This is a genomic window from Lancefieldella parvula DNF00906 (assembly GCF_000758945.1).
In the GTDB taxonomy this organism is placed as follows: domain Bacteria; phylum Actinomycetota; class Coriobacteriia; order Coriobacteriales; family Atopobiaceae; genus Lancefieldella; species Lancefieldella parvula_C.
In genome coordinates this window covers 73407-89611 of record NZ_JRND01000017.1, presented here as the reverse complement: position 1 = coordinate 89611, position 16205 = coordinate 73407, and the positions used below count along the sequence as shown (strand labels likewise).

At 52.3% G+C, this 16205-nt stretch carries 11 protein-coding genes; 6 read left to right on the top strand and 5 right to left on the bottom strand.

Annotated features, from left to right (window positions below; genetic code table 11):
* Positions 1–129: 129 nt before the first annotated feature.
* Both HMPREF1647_RS03570 and mgtA read right to left on the bottom strand, forming a co-directional pair.
* Entirely contained in the window at positions 130–900 is a 771-nt protein-coding gene (locus tag HMPREF1647_RS03570) for a nitroreductase family protein (RefSeq protein ID WP_035432099.1), read from the bottom strand.
* Positions 901–922: 22 nt separating this feature from the next.
* On the bottom strand, positions 923–3844 hold the full coding sequence (gene mgtA, locus HMPREF1647_RS03565) for a magnesium-translocating P-type ATPase (protein ID WP_035432097.1): 2922 nt from the start codon (positions 3842–3844) through the stop codon (positions 923–925).
* 589 nt (positions 3845–4433) lie between these two features.
* Here mgtA and HMPREF1647_RS03560 point away from each other — a divergent pair.
* Positions 4434–5354: a ribokinase gene (locus HMPREF1647_RS03560; protein WP_035432095.1), complete on the top strand. Its 921-nt coding sequence runs from the start codon at positions 4434–4436 to the stop codon at positions 5352–5354.
* A gap of 134 nt (positions 5355–5488) precedes the next feature.
* Complete coding sequence (gene rihC, locus HMPREF1647_RS03555) at positions 5489–6475, top strand: ribonucleoside hydrolase RihC (protein ID WP_035432093.1); 987 nt, start codon at positions 5489–5491, stop codon at positions 6473–6475.
* 129 nt (positions 6476–6604) lie between these two features.
* On the opposite strand, the gene HMPREF1647_RS03550 is transcribed toward rihC, so the two are convergent.
* The 3 genes from HMPREF1647_RS03550 to HMPREF1647_RS03540 form a co-directional block, all read right to left on the bottom strand.
* Entirely contained in the window at positions 6605–7579 is a 975-nt protein-coding gene (locus HMPREF1647_RS03550; protein ID WP_035432090.1) for an AEC family transporter, read from the bottom strand.
* Position 7580: 1 nt separating this feature from the next.
* A complete protein-coding gene (locus HMPREF1647_RS03545; RefSeq protein WP_035432088.1) occupies positions 7581–9221 on the bottom strand; it encodes a malolactic enzyme in 1641 nt (546 codons plus the stop codon).
* Positions 9222–9851: 630 nt separating this feature from the next.
* Positions 9852–10682 (bottom strand): spermidine synthase, encoded by an 831-nt coding sequence (locus HMPREF1647_RS03540; protein WP_035432086.1) that lies wholly within the window; start codon positions 10680–10682, stop codon positions 9852–9854.
* A gap of 96 nt (positions 10683–10778) precedes the next feature.
* On the opposite strand from HMPREF1647_RS03540, the gene tatA reads away from it, so the two are divergent.
* The 4 genes from tatA to HMPREF1647_RS03520 all read left to right on the top strand — a co-directional run bounded on the left by tatA (position 10779) and on the right by HMPREF1647_RS03520 (position 16016).
* Entirely contained in the window at positions 10779–10988 is a 210-nt protein-coding gene (gene tatA / locus HMPREF1647_RS03535; RefSeq protein ID WP_035426996.1) for a twin-arginine translocase TatA/TatE family subunit, read from the top strand.
* A 50-nt stretch (positions 10989–11038) separates the two neighbouring features.
* A complete protein-coding gene (gene greA, locus HMPREF1647_RS03530; RefSeq protein WP_035426995.1) occupies positions 11039–11518 on the top strand; it encodes a transcription elongation factor GreA in 480 nt (159 codons plus the stop codon).
* Positions 11519–11584: 66 nt separating this feature from the next.
* A complete protein-coding gene (lysS, locus tag HMPREF1647_RS03525; protein ID WP_187468912.1) occupies positions 11585–13165 on the top strand; it encodes a lysine--tRNA ligase in 1581 nt (526 codons plus the stop codon).
* Between the two features lie 220 nt (positions 13166–13385).
* The gene (locus HMPREF1647_RS03520) at positions 13386–16016 is read left to right on the top strand and encodes an ATP-dependent Clp protease ATP-binding subunit (RefSeq protein ID WP_035432084.1); all 2631 of its coding nucleotides are present in this window, start codon (positions 13386–13388) and stop codon (positions 16014–16016) included.
* Positions 16017–16205 lie beyond the last annotated feature (189 nt).

The following is a 16205-nucleotide window of genomic DNA, read 5'->3' as shown; positions in this document are numbered from 1 at the left end:
GAGGTCCTTTCTTGTTGGTGGTGCGTCGATGAGCTGGAGGTGAGCTGCTGGACGGTGTTGAGCTGCAAAGCAGCGCTGTTGGACGGCTGTGAGCTGGGGGCGCTGCTGGGAGATGCTACGCGCGGAAGGCTACTCGGAAACGATAAAGCGACCAGGCTGTCCAAGCTCCCACGTACCTTTGAGGTCGGCAGCAAGCTCAAAGTGCAGCTTGGAGATACCCAGGTCATAGTCTTGGATGAGGTGGCGCTGGTTAGGCATAGACGCGCTTACCACGCCATCTGTCAGGTCAAATACAACTGGCAGCTTGTTAATGGCGGTTGGACATGCCAAAACCGCATCAATGCCGCGATTAAACCACTCGGGCATCTGCTCCGGCTCAGTTGGAGTACCGTTTGCCGTCATAATCTGCGCAGGCTTTTTGGTGCGCAGACGAATTGCGGTACGAATGCCCTCCTGCTTGAGTGGAATCTTCTCCGGAGCGTATCCGATAGAAATAATAATGCCCAGCTTAAGGCCGTTGTACTCGTCGCGAGCCAGGGTCTTCCAGTCCATGGTCTCGGCAATCCAGCATGAACCAATGCCCAGCTGGGTGGCGAGAAGAACGATCTTCTCGCCATAGTAGCCGATGAGTTCACGAGCAATTGCGTCTTCACAATAACCTGCTACGTAGTGGTAAATGGGACCGACAATAGACCTGTTCTTCATGTGAACGGAAGTGCCATCCTCAAGGTGAGGGCCCTCGATGGTAAGGATTGCGGGGTGATCAGGCGCTACCTCTGCCATCTGGGCATTTGCGACGTCAATGGCTTCCTGGAGCTGAGAAAGTTTCTCTTGCTCAATAGGCTTTTGGTCGTACGCGCGCAGAGATATGCGCTGGTCCATAGCTTCTTTTACGTCCATCGTGGTCCTTCCTGGAGCAAGGTTAAAGCAGCGAGCCAAATCGCTTAACGTAGAGGCTCTTGATTATGGTGATAAGAACCATATACCCGCTCATAAGCGCCACTAACCATCCAAAGAATGATAAAGGTAGAGCAACAAGACTCAAGGGTTGGGCGAACACCGACAGATACGGAAGAGCACTGACCACAATGATTCCCGCGGTGGTTAGAGCAAGCAGCGATGCCGATGGCATGCTCTGAATAAACGGAATCTTATTGGTTCTGAGCGCGTGGAGAACAAAGGTCTGGGTCCACATGGATTCGATGAACCAACCTGTTTGGAAAGATAGAATAAAGAGTGCTTGAGCAGCGGTGTTTCCAGTTGCAGCAAGTTCTGCCCAGGTTCCTCCGGCAAGCGCGGGAGAGACTACAAAGAACATGAGGGCAAAGGTCAGCACATCAAAGATTGAACTGATAGGTCCAATCCAAAGCATAAAGTTTGTAATTGAATGTGCATCCCAAGAGCGAGGGCTTGAGAGGAACGAATCGTCAACGTTGTCCCAAGGAATCGCGATGCAGGTAACGGTGTACGCAAGACCCAAGAGGAGCAGCTGAAGCGCGCTCATTGGCAAGAACGGCAGAAAGAAGCTGGCCACCAAAACGGATAGCACGTTACCAAAGTTGGAGCTTGCGGTTGCCTTGATGTACTTGATGGTGTTGCCGTAGGTTCTGCGACCCTCTTCAACGCCGTGCTCAAGTACCAGCAGATCCTTCTGCAGCAAAATGATGTCAGCGGACTCTTTTGCCACGTCAACAGCGGTGTCAACGGAGATTCCTACGTCGGAGGAGCGCATTGCAGCAGCATCGTTGATGCCGTCGCCCATGAAGCCGACCACGTGGTTGTTGGACCTGAGTGCAGAGACAACACGAGCCTTTTGCATAGGGGAAAGCTTTGCAAAGAGCTGGGTCTTCTCGACACGCTCTTTGAGCTGCTCATCGTTAAGGTTTTCTACGTCGCTACCAAGCAAAAGCTCGTCAACGTGGATGCCCACTTTCTTGCAGACGGCGGCAGCAACTCCTTCGTTATCGCCGGTAAGTACCTTGACCTGCACGCCTCTCTGGTTGAGCTTGGCAATTGCCTCACGAGCGCTTTCTTTTGGTGGGTCCAAAAAGGCCAGGTAGCCAATGAGCACCATGTCGCGCTCATCGTCTACACCAAACTCGCCGACGCCACGAGGGTCACTCTTCTGAGCAACGCCAACTACGCGCATGCCTTCCTGATTGAGCTGGTAGACGCGGTCCATAACGTTCTTGCGCTGAGCGGGAGTCAGCGGTTTGATTTCAGAGTCCAGGTCAACAAAGGAGCATGCGTTGAGGACTTCTTCAACGGCGCCCTTGGTGATCATATGCGTTTTGTTAGTTTTTGTATTTCTCACTACAACGCTCATGCGGCGACGCTCAAAGTCAAATGGAACCTCGTCGATTTTTTCATACTCAATGCTCAGCAGGTTAGTGGGCAGCTCATCGTTTGAAGTCTTGATAATTGCCTTGTCAATGAGGTTTCGAAGGCCCGTCTGGAAATAGCTGTTCAGGTACGCATGGCGGAGCACGCGAGGATCCTCTTCGCCCAGAATGTTGAGGTGGCGCTCAAGCACAACCTCGTCTGCGGTGATGGTACCGGTCTTGTCGGTGCACAGGATGTCCATAGCGCCCAGGTTCTGGATTGCCGCCGGATTCTTGACAATAACGTCCTGCTTGGCCATCTGTGTTCCACCGCGAGAAAGGCAAGTGGTTACAATAACAGGCAACATCTGAGGGGTAATGCCAACGGCAACGGAAACGCTGAAGAGCAGCGCGTCAAACCAGTCACCCTTAAGGAAACCGTTTGCAAAGAACACAATAGGGCACATGATTAGCATGAACGAGACAAGTACTTTAGAGACGGATTTGAGACCCTCGTCAAAGCTGGTCTCGCCAGAAGGCTGCTGAAGCAGCTCGGACATAGTGCCTACGTAGGTTTTATTGCCTGTTGTAATTACCACTACCGTGGCACTTCCCGACTGAACGGTAGTACCGGCAAACAGCAGGTTTGTGCACTCAGAGAGCGAGAGGGGATAGCGTGTACCATCCGCGCGACGGCGAGCGTGCACGACACCAGCAGTTTTCTCGACGGACTCTGATTCTCCAGTGAGCGCGGTCTCGTTGACAAAGAGGTCCTTGGCGTCCAGAACGCGGCAGTCTGCAGGAATCATGTCTCCCGAGGCTAGGCGGATGATATCGCCAACAACTACCTGTTCAAAGGGGATCTCTTCTCCCAGAGCAGAAGCAAGCTTGGGCTCTTCAGGAGCTTCGGTCTCGTCGGCGGTGTCTTCGGCGTAGTCGGCAGCTTCATCTGCGGCGTATTCATCCTCGAAGTCCATGGCGGCATTTGCGGCGTCATCTGAGCCCTGGCAAACGCCCTGCTCAGTGCACGTGTCATCAAAGTCGATAGGACGGCGGATAACTCTTGTGGTGGAGGTTACCATTTTGGAGAGCGCGGCCGCTGCCGATGCTCCCTTGGAGCTCTGGACAAAGTCGATAATGCCGGAGATAAGCACCATTGCGGTGATGATGACGACGGTTGATGGGTCCTTCTCGCCATCTGCGGCAAGGGCCACGTTAGTGACGTAAGAAATGCCTGCGAGCGCAATCAAAATGAAGGTGAAGGGGCTCGCAAAGCTTTTGAGCAGGCGGATGATAAAGGGCTCTTCGGCGGCACTGGTGATAACGTTTGGGCCGTCGAGGTCGTATTTTGCCTGCGCAATGTCAATGGCAAGGCCGTCCGGGGTGGTATGGAACTTTCTACAGACGCTCTTTACCGAATGAGTTGCGGCAAAGGTCAAGGACTGTCCAAGTTCTCCCGAGGTGGTCTGAGCTGTCTTTGTTTGGGCTGTCTTTGTTTGAGTTGTGCGCTTCATGATTGCCATGTGCACCTCCGATGATTAGTGAAAACGAATGACTAACTGGTTGGTGTATGACACAAGCTGAAAGCGTTCTGTTATGTGCGAGATTTGAAACAGAATGGTCTGAAACCGGGGCATAGGTTCATATATCTACAGAATCGAAATAGTTACAAACGAGCAGGTAAATCTGTAAATGTATAAGCCAATAAGAGTTCTTGCAGTTTCAATTCAGTTGAAATCAAATCTAAAACTTTTTATGGGAGGTTCCTTTATATCCCATACGCACATGAACAGAATCATCGTCGGCTGTCATACGTAAGCCGCTACTTCGACCAGGCATATAAAGCACCTCCTTAAAATTAGGTGTTTTGCAAGAGCAACGTCACTTAAAAAATGAATGTCCGTCCTCAAGCACTCTAAGAGTAGTTGGGTTGACGAGATTGGTCAAGTAATTACTATATACCCTATAAACAGGACATTTATTTAATACATACTGTCGAGAAGAACGTCGGGCTGCAACGTCGAGAAGTGCGTTTTACATCGCGGTGAGTGCCGAACCGAACTGTTGACTGGCAACGTCGAGCGCTGCACTCTTGCAAGGAAGGGACCTCACATGGGCAAAGTGATTGTATTTGGAAGCCTGAACATGGATATATCCATCGAGGCGGATAAGATGCCTCAGCAAGGCGAGACTATTGGTGGCAAAAACCTTGTTACCAGCCCAGGTGGAAAGGGCGCTAATCAGGCTGTTGCTGCAGCTCAAATGGGTGCGGATGTTCACATGATTGGCGCGGTTGGCGCTGACTCGTTCGGACAAGATCTCAAGCAGTCGCTTATTGGCTACGGAGTCAATGCAGAGCAGGTAGATGAGCTGTCTGGAGTCTCCACTGGTGTTGCTGTGATCGTGCGCGTTGGCGGCGATAACCGCATCATTTTGGACCACGGAGCTAATCACGCACGCACAGTAGATGACGTAAAAGCAGTGCTTGATGGCATTGCGAAGCCAGGTGATGTGTTTTTGACGCAGTTCGAGTGCGAGTTGTCGACCACGTTTGAGCTTATCAGATACGCACATGAGCTGGGACTCTATACGATGGTGAACCCATCGCCATCGGCTACCATGACCACCGGTCTTCTCGCCAGCGTGGACGTGCTTTGCCTGAACGAGATTGAGTTTGCAGACTTGTTTGGCGAGGGCAAGATCAGCCCGCTGGCAGATCCCGAGGCTGCGGTGCAGAAGGTGCTTGCAAGTGGCGTGGCAACTGCGGTGTTGACGCTGGGGTCCAAGGGCTCGATTGCTGCTGACGCACACGGCGTCTACCAGCAGGAATGCTACCGCGTGGACACCGTGGACACTACCTGTGCGGGCGACACGTTTATGGGTACGCTTGCTGCATTCCAGGCATCGGGGCAGCTAGAGGGGTACGATATCAAGCAGACGCTTGATGTGGCTGCAAAGGCTGCGGCGCTCGCCACTACCAAGGTTGGTGCTCAGCAGTCAATTCCAACGTATCAGCAGGTAGTTGAGTTTTAGGGTAGAATTGCAGTGATTGTTGCGTCATAATTCGCAGTTTACACGCAGTTTAAATGGCTCCAACCAAGTTCAAACGCAGTCTACACGCAGTTCAAACGTAACGTACACGCAGCTCAAACGCACAAAGGAGACTCATGACAATGCTTTCAACTAAGACGCGCGTCATCATTGACACAGATCCCGGCATTGACGACGCCATTGCGCTGGGTTTTGCCCTGGCCGCAAAGGCGCTGGATATCAAGCTTATTACTACCGTCAGCGGAAATGTTGGCATCGATAACGTCACCAATAACGCTCTTAAACTGCTCAAATTCTGGAATCAGCACGTGCCTGTTGCGCGTGGTGCTGCCGAGCCACTGCTCAGAAAACCGATGGACGCAAGCGACGTCCACGGCGCTTCGGGCATGAGGGGCTACGAATTTGACGGCATTCAACCGGACTGTCTGCTCGAAGAAACTGCACTTGAAGCACAGCGTCGCGTCATTATGGAAGGTGCTTCGGCTGGCGAGAAAACCACGCTGGTGACGCTTGGTCCTCTGACAAACATCGCACTGCTGCTGAAAGCTTATCCACAGGTCAAAGAGCATATCGAGCGCATTGTTATGATGGGCGGCGCTCTGACCCGTGGAAACCTTGGCGTCATGTCCGAGTTTAACGTGGGCGTTGACCCCGAGGCAGCAAAAATTGTCTTCGCATCCGGCGTTCACGTGGCCATGGTTGGCCTTGAGGTGGGCGACGCTGCTCGCGTCATGCCCGAGGACATCGAGAGCATCCAGAACTCCGGCAAGAGCGGCGACATGCTGGTCAAGCTGCTGCTCAACTACCGCGTTCACTACCAGGAGGAGGGCTTCAGCATGTACGACCCAACGGCCGTGGCTTATCTGCTGGCACCTCAGATGTTCGAGACCAAAGACGTGTTTGTGGACGTCGAGTGCGCTGGAGGCTTAACCGCTGGCTGCACCGTCGTTGACCTGGCCGGATACCTTGGCGAGAAACCCAATGCAACTGTATGCGTTGGCGTTGACCAAAAGGCATTCCGCACTTGGTTTGTCCACCAGATCCAAAAGTGCAACGTCCTCGACGGCTCCGCCCCCGCGGTCGAAGGTGTGCTGTTGGACTAGATGCTGCTGGGGCAGTGGAACCTCGGCAGGCCCGTAAAATGATTGTCGCAAAACTCACAAGAAAAAAGCCTCTTCTCGCCTTTGAGAAGAGGCTTTGTAGTGCGTAGGGGTGCTGGTTGGTAACGTAAATTAGCCGATGATAGTCATTACTATCGGGATGACAATCGCAAAAAGCACCGTTGAAGTTGCAACAACGTTAGTTGCAAATTTGACGTCAGCCTTACCCTCGTTTGCCAGAATTGGCAGAACGGTTAGCGCTGGAACTGCGGCCTGGATGATAAACGTTCTAGTTTCAAGTACGTTCTGTGTACCAAACACGCCGGTAAACGCCATGATTACGCCAACCATAACAAGCGGGGCAATAACAAATTTACCAATAAGCGCAATTGCCGTGTCACGGTCAATTCGAATGCTCGAGAGTCCCGTCTCCTGCAAAATAATGCCAATGTAAATCAGTGAAAGTGGCGTTACTAGGTTGCCTAAATACGTAAGACCAGTGTTTACAACTGCTGGAACAGGGATGTTGAACACGAGAAAAACGAGGGCTACCAAGAAACCAAGCAATGGTGGTGGTAACAACTTGCTGATATTGAATTTGTGTTCAGCTGCGTTGTTTTTCTCGCCATCATTTTCTGTTGGCATTGGATCACCGTAAATGAAGAAGATTCCAATTGCCCAGGTAGAAATAGTGTTCATGATGTAGTACACCAAGAAGTACGGTACGGCATGCTCGCCAAAGAGCGCAAGATTAAGCGGCATACCAATGAAGATAGTGTTGGCATTTGCAAAGGTATTGAGCATCAAGCCTCGGCGACCTGGTTGGACGCGGAAAACGTTGATAACCAAAAATCCTGCAGCATATGACAAAGTAAAGCTAATCGCTGCAATAAGCACCGAGGGACCAAGCTGGAGCAGCTGATTGAGAGATAAGTTCTTAAGAACTGCTACAAAAATGGATGCTGGGAGTGCTACGTTCATAATGAGTTTTGATGCTTGACCAGCGAATGTCTCGTTGAGCCAGTTAATCTTACGAAGCACATAACCCAGCACAATAATCAAAATGATGGGCAATACATTTTGTAGCGATGTCAAAAAGACAGACATTTTATGCCTCTAACTCTTTGTAGACAGGGAACCACTTAAGGGCGTCAACTGCCTCTTTTGCATCGGCAATTGGCTCGCGGTTCAGACCCTGCTTGATTGCTTCTTCTGCAACGCCGACGGCAATACGCTCGGAGAACTCGGTAATCTTTGAGACTGGAGGAAGAATTGCAGCACCAGGTTTTGTGGTATCAACAATTCCACCAAGTGAGTGAGCTGCAAGTGAAATCATTTGGTCTGTGAGTAGGCGAGCCTTTGCGGCGAGGGTTCCCAGTCCAAGACCTGGATAAATCAGAGCGTTGTTGGCCTGGCCAATCTGGTAGGTTACGCCGCCAAGCTCCACGTCATCGGATGGGACGCCGCAGGCTACAAGTGCACGGCCATCAGTCCAGGTCAGCAGGTCCTGGGCGGTTGCCTCGGCAAGCTTAGTTGGGTTGGATAGAGGGAAGACCATGGGGCGCTCGCAATGAGCTGCCATCTCGCGAATGATCTCCTCGGTGAAGGCGCCGTGAACGGTAGAGGTGCCAACCATGATTGTTGGGTGGACCGTCTTTACAACGGCTGCGAGGGTGGTGAGTTCATCAGCGTTTGCGAACTCAGAACGCTTGCGAGCAAATGGCTTCTGCTGTGGAGTGAGGTTGTCCATATCGTCGAAGAGCAAGCCCTGACGATCTACCAGGTAGAAGCGCTTTCGAGCCTCTTCACGGTCCATTCCCTGGTCCACAAATTCCTGCAGCACACGATCAGCGATGCCGCAACCAGCAGTTCCTGCACCAAAGCAGAGATATACCTGGTCGACGAGTTTCTCGCCAGAAATGTTGAGGCCACCGAGGATGCCTGCAAGGGTAACAATACCAGTGCCCTCGACGTCGTCGTTGAAGACAGGGTAGGTGTTCTTGTAGCGGTCCAGGATTGCTGCAGCGTGCTCGCGGCCGAAGTCCTCGAAGTGCAGATAGAGATTAGGGAAGAGATTCTCAACGGTAGTGACAAAGTTGTCGATGTAGGCGTTGTAGCGGTCCTCGTCAACGCGCTTGTGGCGCTCGCCCAGGTACAGTGGGTCATCAAGGAGTTCCTGGCGGTTGGTGCCAGCATCAATAACAACAGGCATAATGCGATTAGGGTCAACACCAGCTGCGGCGGTGTAAACCATAAGTTTACCAACGGAAATTTCGACGCCGTTGGTTCCCCAGTCGCCAATACCCAAGATTGCTTCTGCGTCGGTGACGACAATCAGGTCGATGTCTCTACCTGCGGCTGCGTTCTTCAGCGAGGTTTCAAGGTCTTCAGGACGATCGACTGACAGGAAGCATGCATACTGCGGATCGACATAGCGCTGGGAGTACTGCTCAATATCTGGAGCAATAGTTGGGTCGTAGACGATAGGCATGAACTCTTCAACATGCTTGGAGAACAGGTTGTAGAACAGCGTGCGGTTCTCGGAGAAAAGCCTCATGAGATAGTGACGCTTTGTCTCGAGGTCAGGATACTGCTGGAAAAGCACGTATGCCTGTTCAGCTTGCTCCTCGATGGTCTGGATATTTGGAGGTAGAAGTCCTACTAAGTCATACTTCTGACGCTCCTCCTGCGTAAAAGCGGTTCCCTTGTTCAAAAATGGATCATTCAGTAGTTCAAAACCCGTCTTCATGATGCCTCCTTAGTGCATCAGCTTTAATAGTCGCCGTACTTGGCACAGATAGAATATGTTTTCTATCTGCGATAACAATACCCATATTCTGTTACGTATTTACGAGAATTAGAAGAAATCTCCTTCTTTTTTGGAAAAATTTTCTTGCTAAACATATATGTTCACCAGTGCATATATAAATTTGGTTAAACTGACAAGGTGATGTTTTCAAATCCCAAGGTCGTGTTTTCAAATTCTTTTGAAAGAATCGTTTTAACGGAGAAATGTAAGACAGAATTAATACCAACTGCGGTTTTGCTGAGCGCTTGTCATGCAAGTGGTAAAAAATGCGTTTAGTTGGAATATGCAGTAGCGACTGGTTTTTATGCAAGCCATTTACCTGCGGTTTTGTTACGGATAAAAATAGCAAAATCTGGACACTTTTTGCCACCTGCGCAAACGTAAGTTAGGAATTTTCGTGATTGCGATTTGACCTCCAACTAAACGGATTTTTTACCCAAAAGAGGGGTCGAATTTTGGTGAGTCAAATTATTGATACAAAAATCCGCATAAACAAGATGGAATATGCAATTTTCTTGGGTGATTGGATGTTGCTCGGTCAATTGGATAGTGGTCGGCCCTCAGTCGACATTATTTCATTACAACAGCACCTTCAGGAAGCGCAATATCCGCGTCGGTTGCAATTAAGAGGTTGTTACCTGGTGTTTTAGGAGTATCAGGCCACTCGGGCACGTAAGCGATATGCGCAAACTCCTGCGCAAAGACGTTTGCCACCTGGGGAAGTAGCGTAGACCCGTGGCCTTCGAGCGGACAGCGAACATCAGCCAGATATACACCGCCATCTGCAAGTTTTTCTTTAACCACTTGTGCGCCGGCTGGAGTTCCCAGGGGTCCAAGCGACTTCCGACCAGCAAACACTTCGTTTACCAGCACGTCAATGCTGCTAGCATCTGCATCCTGCAGAACCTTCCAGGCGTCGTCCTCGACAATACGTAGCTCACTTGAAGCCGCAGCTAGAGCCTCGTCTAAAAAGAAATGTTCGCGCGCAAGCGAGACAATCTTCGGATCAATCTCAATCGCGTCAATAACGCTGCCGCTCATGTGTGTAGCCAGGTACTTTGGCAGCGAGAAACCTCCTCCGCCCAGAATCACAACGCGACCCTGCGGGGCCACCTGCTGGATGACCTTCGCCATCATGCGGTGATAGTGAACACAGAGCTCAAAGCGCAGCTCAGGTGCAATGTAGCTCACAGACTGGAAGGTGCCATTAACGTTGAGCAGCCTAATGGGCGTACCGTCGGCGTCCTCGGAGTCAAAGATCATCGTGAGGCCAAATTTGGTACGCGTCACAAAAACGCCTCGAGCACGCAGAATTAACAGAAATAGCTGGTAAATGCCAATAACGGCAAGACCCGCTACGGTCGACCAGATAAAAAATGTCCAAAAATCATGTAAGACCATGTTAATTCCTTGTTAGTAAGGTTTCCCTCGGTTATACTAGCCGATACGGCGTTTTTTCTGAACGCTTTTACAGGAAAAGATTTTCTGGGGGTTTATATGATTTTAGGACTTGGTATTCCTGAGCTTCTGATTATTGTTGTTATCGTCATGGTTCTCTTTGGACCTAAGAACCTTCCAAAGCTCGGCAAGGCTGTCGGCGAGACCGTCAAGAGCGTTCGTGAGGGCATGGAGTCTGAGACCAAGGAAGAAGCCAAGGAGCCAGAGGCTGAGCTCGTTGAGGACGAAGAGTCCAAAAAGGCTGAGTAACCCCATCTCACACGTATAGACCTACTTGACCCATCAACAGAAAGAACACGATGGACACTACTAAAGAGATTGTACTTACCCCAGAAGGCCGTCAGAAGCTTGTCGATGAGCTGGCTTATCGTGAGGGCGAGAAACACGACGAGATTGTTGAGCGCATCAAAGAGGCTCGTGGTTTTGGTGACCTTTCTGAGAACTCCGAGTATGACGCTGCAAAAGAAGAGCAGTCTCACAACGAGTCCCGCATCAACGAGATTCGCCAGATTCTCTCTGTCGCAAAGGTTGTCGAGGGCGGCAGCAAGCGCAACGTCACCGTTGCAATCGGCACAACCGTCGAGCTTGCTGATGCAAAAGGCAAGACAACTAAATATGTAATTGTTGGTACTACTGAGACTAACTCCCTTGAGCACAAGATCTCTAACGAGTCCCCAGCTGGCGAGGCTCTTATTGGTCATAAGAAGGGTGACGAGGTTGAGTTCACCACGCCAAACGGCAAGGTGAAGAAGTACACCATTACCTCTATTACTCGCTAGACTGGCACAAAAGATTTTGGTCGCCCCGTGTCCGTCTGGCGCGGGGCGTTTTTACGTGGAGGATACATGTCCGAAGTAGAGAACAACATCGCTGGTAGCTCGGCCGCCGCTGACGCAACCGCCGCTGAGAACGTCGACGTAATCGAGGCCACCTCAGAGGCTTCCATCAACGACGAGCGCGCCCAGCGCCGCGTCCGTCGCCAGGCACTGCTTGATGCCGGCGTTGATCCATACCCAATCAAGTCCACCGTCACCGCTCACGTCGCTGAGCTGGAGGAGCGTTATGCTGACCTCGAGGACGGCCAGACTGGCGAGGAAGTCTATTCCGTGGCTGGCCGCGTCCGCGCCATCCGCAACCAGGGCAAGATTGCGTTTGTCGTGGTAGAGGACTACACCGGTCAGATTCAGCTTTTCTGCCGCATCAACAACCTTGACGAGAAGAACTGGGAGCTCCTGGGTCTTCTCGACCTTGGCGACATCATTGGCGCAACCGGCGCTATCATGCGCACTCGCCGCGGCCAGCTTTCCCTGGCAGTCACCTCGCTGGAGGTTCTCTCCAAGTCGCTGCGTCCTCTGCCTGAAAAGTTCCACGGCCTCACCGACCGCGAGGTTCGTTATCGCCAGCGCTACGTTGACCTCATCATGAACCCTGAGGTCCGCGATGTATTCCGCAAGCGTTCCCAGATCATCTCCATTATCCGCCAGTTCATGGAGGCAGACGGTTACATGGAGGTTGAGACCCCTGTTCTTCAGGAGATTCTTGGCGGCGCAAACGCAAAGCCGTTCATCACGCACTACAACGCTCTGAACACCGAGAACTACCTGCGTATTGCAACCGAGCTTCCGCTGAAGCGCCTGCTTGTTGGCGGTCTTGAGCGCGTTTACGAGCTTGGTCGTCAGTTCAGAAATGAGGGCACCGACCTCACGCACAACCCAGAGTTCACCTCTATGGAGGCATACGCCGCCTACTCTGACCTGGCCGGCATGCGCGAGCTTTCCCAGAACCTCTTCCAGGAGATTGCCCGCAAGGCTTGCGGCTGCGAGGAGGGCCACGAGGTCATCACTTATCAGGGCACCGAGGTTGACCTCTCCGGCAACTGGCGCGTTGCGTCGCTGGCAGAGATTGCGTCCGAGGTCACCGGCGAGGAGCTCTCCATTGACACCCCTGTCGAGAAACTCCGTGCAGTCCTGGACCGCTATGAGATTGAGTGGGACCCAGAGTGGCAGGCCGGCAAGCTGTTGTTTGAGATCTACGATGAGCTTGGCGAGAAGAGCATCGTAAACCCAACCTTTGTCTGCGATTATCCTGCAGAGGTTTCTCCGCTTACCAAGCGTAAAGCAGACGATCCTCGCCTGACCGACCGCTTTGAGCTCATTATCTGCGGTGCAGAGTACGCAAACGCATACTCCGAGCTTAACGACCCCGTTGACCAGGAGGAGCGCTTTGCTGCCCAGATGGAGGCTAAGCGTCAGGGTGACGAGGAGGCTATGGAGTACGATTACGACTTCATCCGCGCACTTGAGTACGGCATGCCACCAGCGGGTGGCATCGGCTATGGCATCGACCGCATGATTATGCTTTTCTGCGATCAGCCTTCAATCCGCGACGTCCTTCTCTTCCCACAGCTCAAGCCCGAGAAGCGCTAAGAGTTTGAGCGCACTGCGAATTCAGCACTCGCGACATACCCACAATGAGACTTGAAAGTTTGTGACACGCCTGTCTTAAAATCCTTCGTGTTCACACGATAGTCACATCAATTAAAACCGGTACCTGCACTTTTACGGGTACCGGTTTCTTGTGATTGTGGGTTTAACCTTTTGGGTACATACCTATCCAAATCAAGATAGTTTTGAGAGGTTTCAGCACATGTTTGATAAATTCACTGACAGAGCGCGTAAAGTCATGAGCCTGGCTCAGGACGAGGCTCGCGGTCTTGGCCAGATGTATGTTGGTACCGAGCACCTGCTACTTGCTCTCATCAAAGAGGGGGAGGGTATTGCTGCTCAAGCTCTGGCAAAGCTGGAGGTCTCGTACGACGAGGCCCTGGCAACCGTAAAAGAGCTCACCACGGGCGCAGGAGACCCTATTCCTGGCGGCCACATTCCGTTTACTCCTCGCGCAAAACGCGTGCTTGAGGACGCGTACAGAGAAACCATGACCCACGGTCAGAGTTATATTGCAACTGAGCACCTGCTTTTGGGCATTGTATCCGAGGGTAACGGTCGTGCTATGGATGCCCTGCGTACCATGGGTGTCTCGGGCGACGCCGTAAGAAATGCCGTTGATGAGCTGGTTGCCCAGACTCCAGAAGATGCACCTGCTGGTCCTCGTATGGCAGAGCCTCGTATTGAGGGTGGCATCTTTGGCATGCCTGTTGGCGCTGGTCAGATGCGTCCTAACGCAAATGACGACGCTTCCATGTTGGAGCAGTTTGGCCGCAACCTTACCAAGCTTGCCGCAGATAAAAAGCTTGATCCGGTCATTGGCCGTGACCGCGAGATTGAGCGTGTCATGCAGGTTCTTGCCCGCCGCCAGAAGAACAACCCACTTATCCTGGGCGATCCCGGCGTTGGTAAGACCGCCATTGTTGAGGGCTTGGCTCAGCTCATTGCATCCGGCAACGTTCCTGACATCCTGCGCGGAAAGCAGGTCTGGACGCTTGACCTGGCAAGTCTGGTAGCAGGATCCAAGTATCGCGGTGAGTTTGAGGACCGCATGAAGAAGGTTGTTGCTGAGCTGGAGAAATCCAAGAATGACATCCTCTTCATTGACGAGATTCACACCGTCATTGGCGCCGGCTCCGCAGAGGGCTCCATCGACGCCGCGTCTATCCTTAAGCCGCCGCTGTCTCGTGGAGAAATCCAGGTCATCGGTGCAACTACGGCAGAAGAGTACCGTAAACATGTCGAGAAGGACGCTGCATTTGAGAGGCGTTTCCAGCCTGTCAACATCGGCGAGCCAAACAATGATGACACCATTTCTATCATCCACGGTCTTCAGGATCGCTACGAGAAGCACCACCACGTCCACTACACCGAGGCTGCTATCAAGGCTGCCGTTGTGCTTTCTAGCCGCTATATCCAGGATCGCTTCCTGCCAGACAAGGCAATTGACGTCCTCGATGAGGCTGGAGCCCGCGCACGCATCCACAAGATGAGCCTTCCACCAGAGATTGCCCAGGTAGACGCAGATCTTCTCCGCGTTCGTACCCAGAAGTCTGAGGCAGCAAGCGCTCAGGAGTTTGAGCAGGCAGCTCGTCTGCGTGACCAGGAGAAATCCTTGGTAGCAGAGAGGGATCGCCTGGAGACTGAGTGGCGTGAGCAGCTGGACAAGAACATTGTTACCGTTGACGAGGACGATATTGCAAAGGTTGTCTCTGGCATCACCGGCGTTCCAGTCTCTAACCTAACCGAGACTGAGGCTTCAAGGCTGCTTCGTACAGAAGACATCCTTCACCAGCGCGTTGTTGGTCAGGACGAGGCTGTTGTTAAGGTTGCAAAGGCAATCCGCAGAAGCCGTAGTCCTCTCAAAGACCCTAAGCGCCCTGGCGGCTCCTTCATCTTCCTAGGCCCTTCCGGTGTAGGTAAGACTGAGCTTGCAAAAGCCCTGGCAGAGTTCCTGTTTGGCTCTGAAGACGCCCTGCTTTCATACGACATGTCCGAGTACATGGAGCGCCACACTGTAGCTAAGCTGGTTGGTGCACCTCCAGGATACGTGGGCTACGATGAGGGTGGAGAGCTCACCAAGGCTGTCCGCAGGCGTCCATACTCTGTCCTGCTCTTCGACGAGATTGAGAAGGCACATCCAGACGTCTTCAACATCTTGTTGCAGATTCTGGACGAGGGCCGCTTGACTGACGGTCAAGGTCGTCACGTGGACTTCTCCAATACGGTTGTCATCATGACATCCAACATTGGTGCTCGCGAGATTGCCCGTACCAATACCATGGGCTTCTCGTCAGAAGGTTCTAAGGGTCTTTCCGATAAAGAGATTACCAGCCGTGTTATGTCCGAGCTCAAGCGCGGATTCCGCCCAGAGTTCTTGAACCGTGTGGACGAGATTGTTGTCTTCAAGTCGCTCTCTACCGAGCAGCTTCGTGGCATTGTTGACCTCATGGTTCTTGAGCTGCGCGATCGCCTGATTGCCAATGGTATGTCCATTGAGCTCACCGAGGCCGCAAAGGACCTGATTGCCAAAGACGGAACCGACCCTGTCTACGGTGCTCGTCCGCTGCGCCGCACCATTCAGTCGATGATTGAAGATCCACTGTCTGAGGAGCTTCTCTCTGGCCAGTGGAACGCAGGCGACATTGTTGCTGTTGATGTTGACACTGAGGGTAAGAAGCTTGTGTTCACCAAGACCACGGGCGTCATCCCTGAGCCTCGCAAGAAAGAGACAATGGCGCAGCTTGACCAGATGGACGTCAGCATGGGACCATCCTCGCTGCCACAGGGTAGTGCAGGCGGTTCGTCCGACCTGATGTCCTCCGCCGAGTAAGACACTCCGACCCGAGGTTCTGCCTCGGGTCTTTTTGTATCGCAGCTAAAACGTACAGTTCTCTTGTCGAGAAACCCGTCGAGCAGCCCACCTAGTCGCCCGGCGAGAAACCCGTCTTCTCCAAACCGTCACTACACGCGCCGGCAACAAAACCGTATACTTGAAATGTTGAAACAAATTGAAGCCGTA

Coding starts and splice junctions, on each gene's coding strand:
- HMPREF1647_RS03570 (WP_035432099.1), bottom strand. CDS start 900: ATGGACGTAAAAGAAGCTATGGACCAGCGCATATCTCTGCGCGCGTAC.
- mgtA (WP_035432097.1), bottom strand. CDS start 3,844: ATGGCAATCATGAAGCGCACAACTCAAACAAAGACAGCCCAAACAAAG.
- HMPREF1647_RS03560 (WP_035432095.1), top strand. CDS start 4,434: ATGGGCAAAGTGATTGTATTTGGAAGCCTGAACATGGATATATCCATC.
- rihC (WP_035432093.1), top strand. CDS start 5,489: ATGACAATGCTTTCAACTAAGACGCGCGTCATCATTGACACAGATCCC.
- HMPREF1647_RS03550 (WP_035432090.1), bottom strand. CDS start 7,579: ATGTCTGTCTTTTTGACATCGCTACAAAATGTATTGCCCATCATTTTG.
- HMPREF1647_RS03545 (WP_035432088.1), bottom strand. CDS start 9,221: ATGAAGACGGGTTTTGAACTACTGAATGATCCATTTTTGAACAAGGGA.
- HMPREF1647_RS03540 (WP_035432086.1), bottom strand. CDS start 10,682: ATGGTCTTACATGATTTTTGGACATTTTTTATCTGGTCGACCGTAGCG.
- tatA (WP_035426996.1), top strand. CDS start 10,779: ATGATTTTAGGACTTGGTATTCCTGAGCTTCTGATTATTGTTGTTATC.
- greA (WP_035426995.1), top strand. CDS start 11,039: ATGGACACTACTAAAGAGATTGTACTTACCCCAGAAGGCCGTCAGAAG.
- lysS (WP_187468912.1), top strand. CDS start 11,585: ATGTCCGAAGTAGAGAACAACATCGCTGGTAGCTCGGCCGCCGCTGAC.
- HMPREF1647_RS03520 (WP_035432084.1), top strand. CDS start 13,386: ATGTTTGATAAATTCACTGACAGAGCGCGTAAAGTCATGAGCCTGGCT.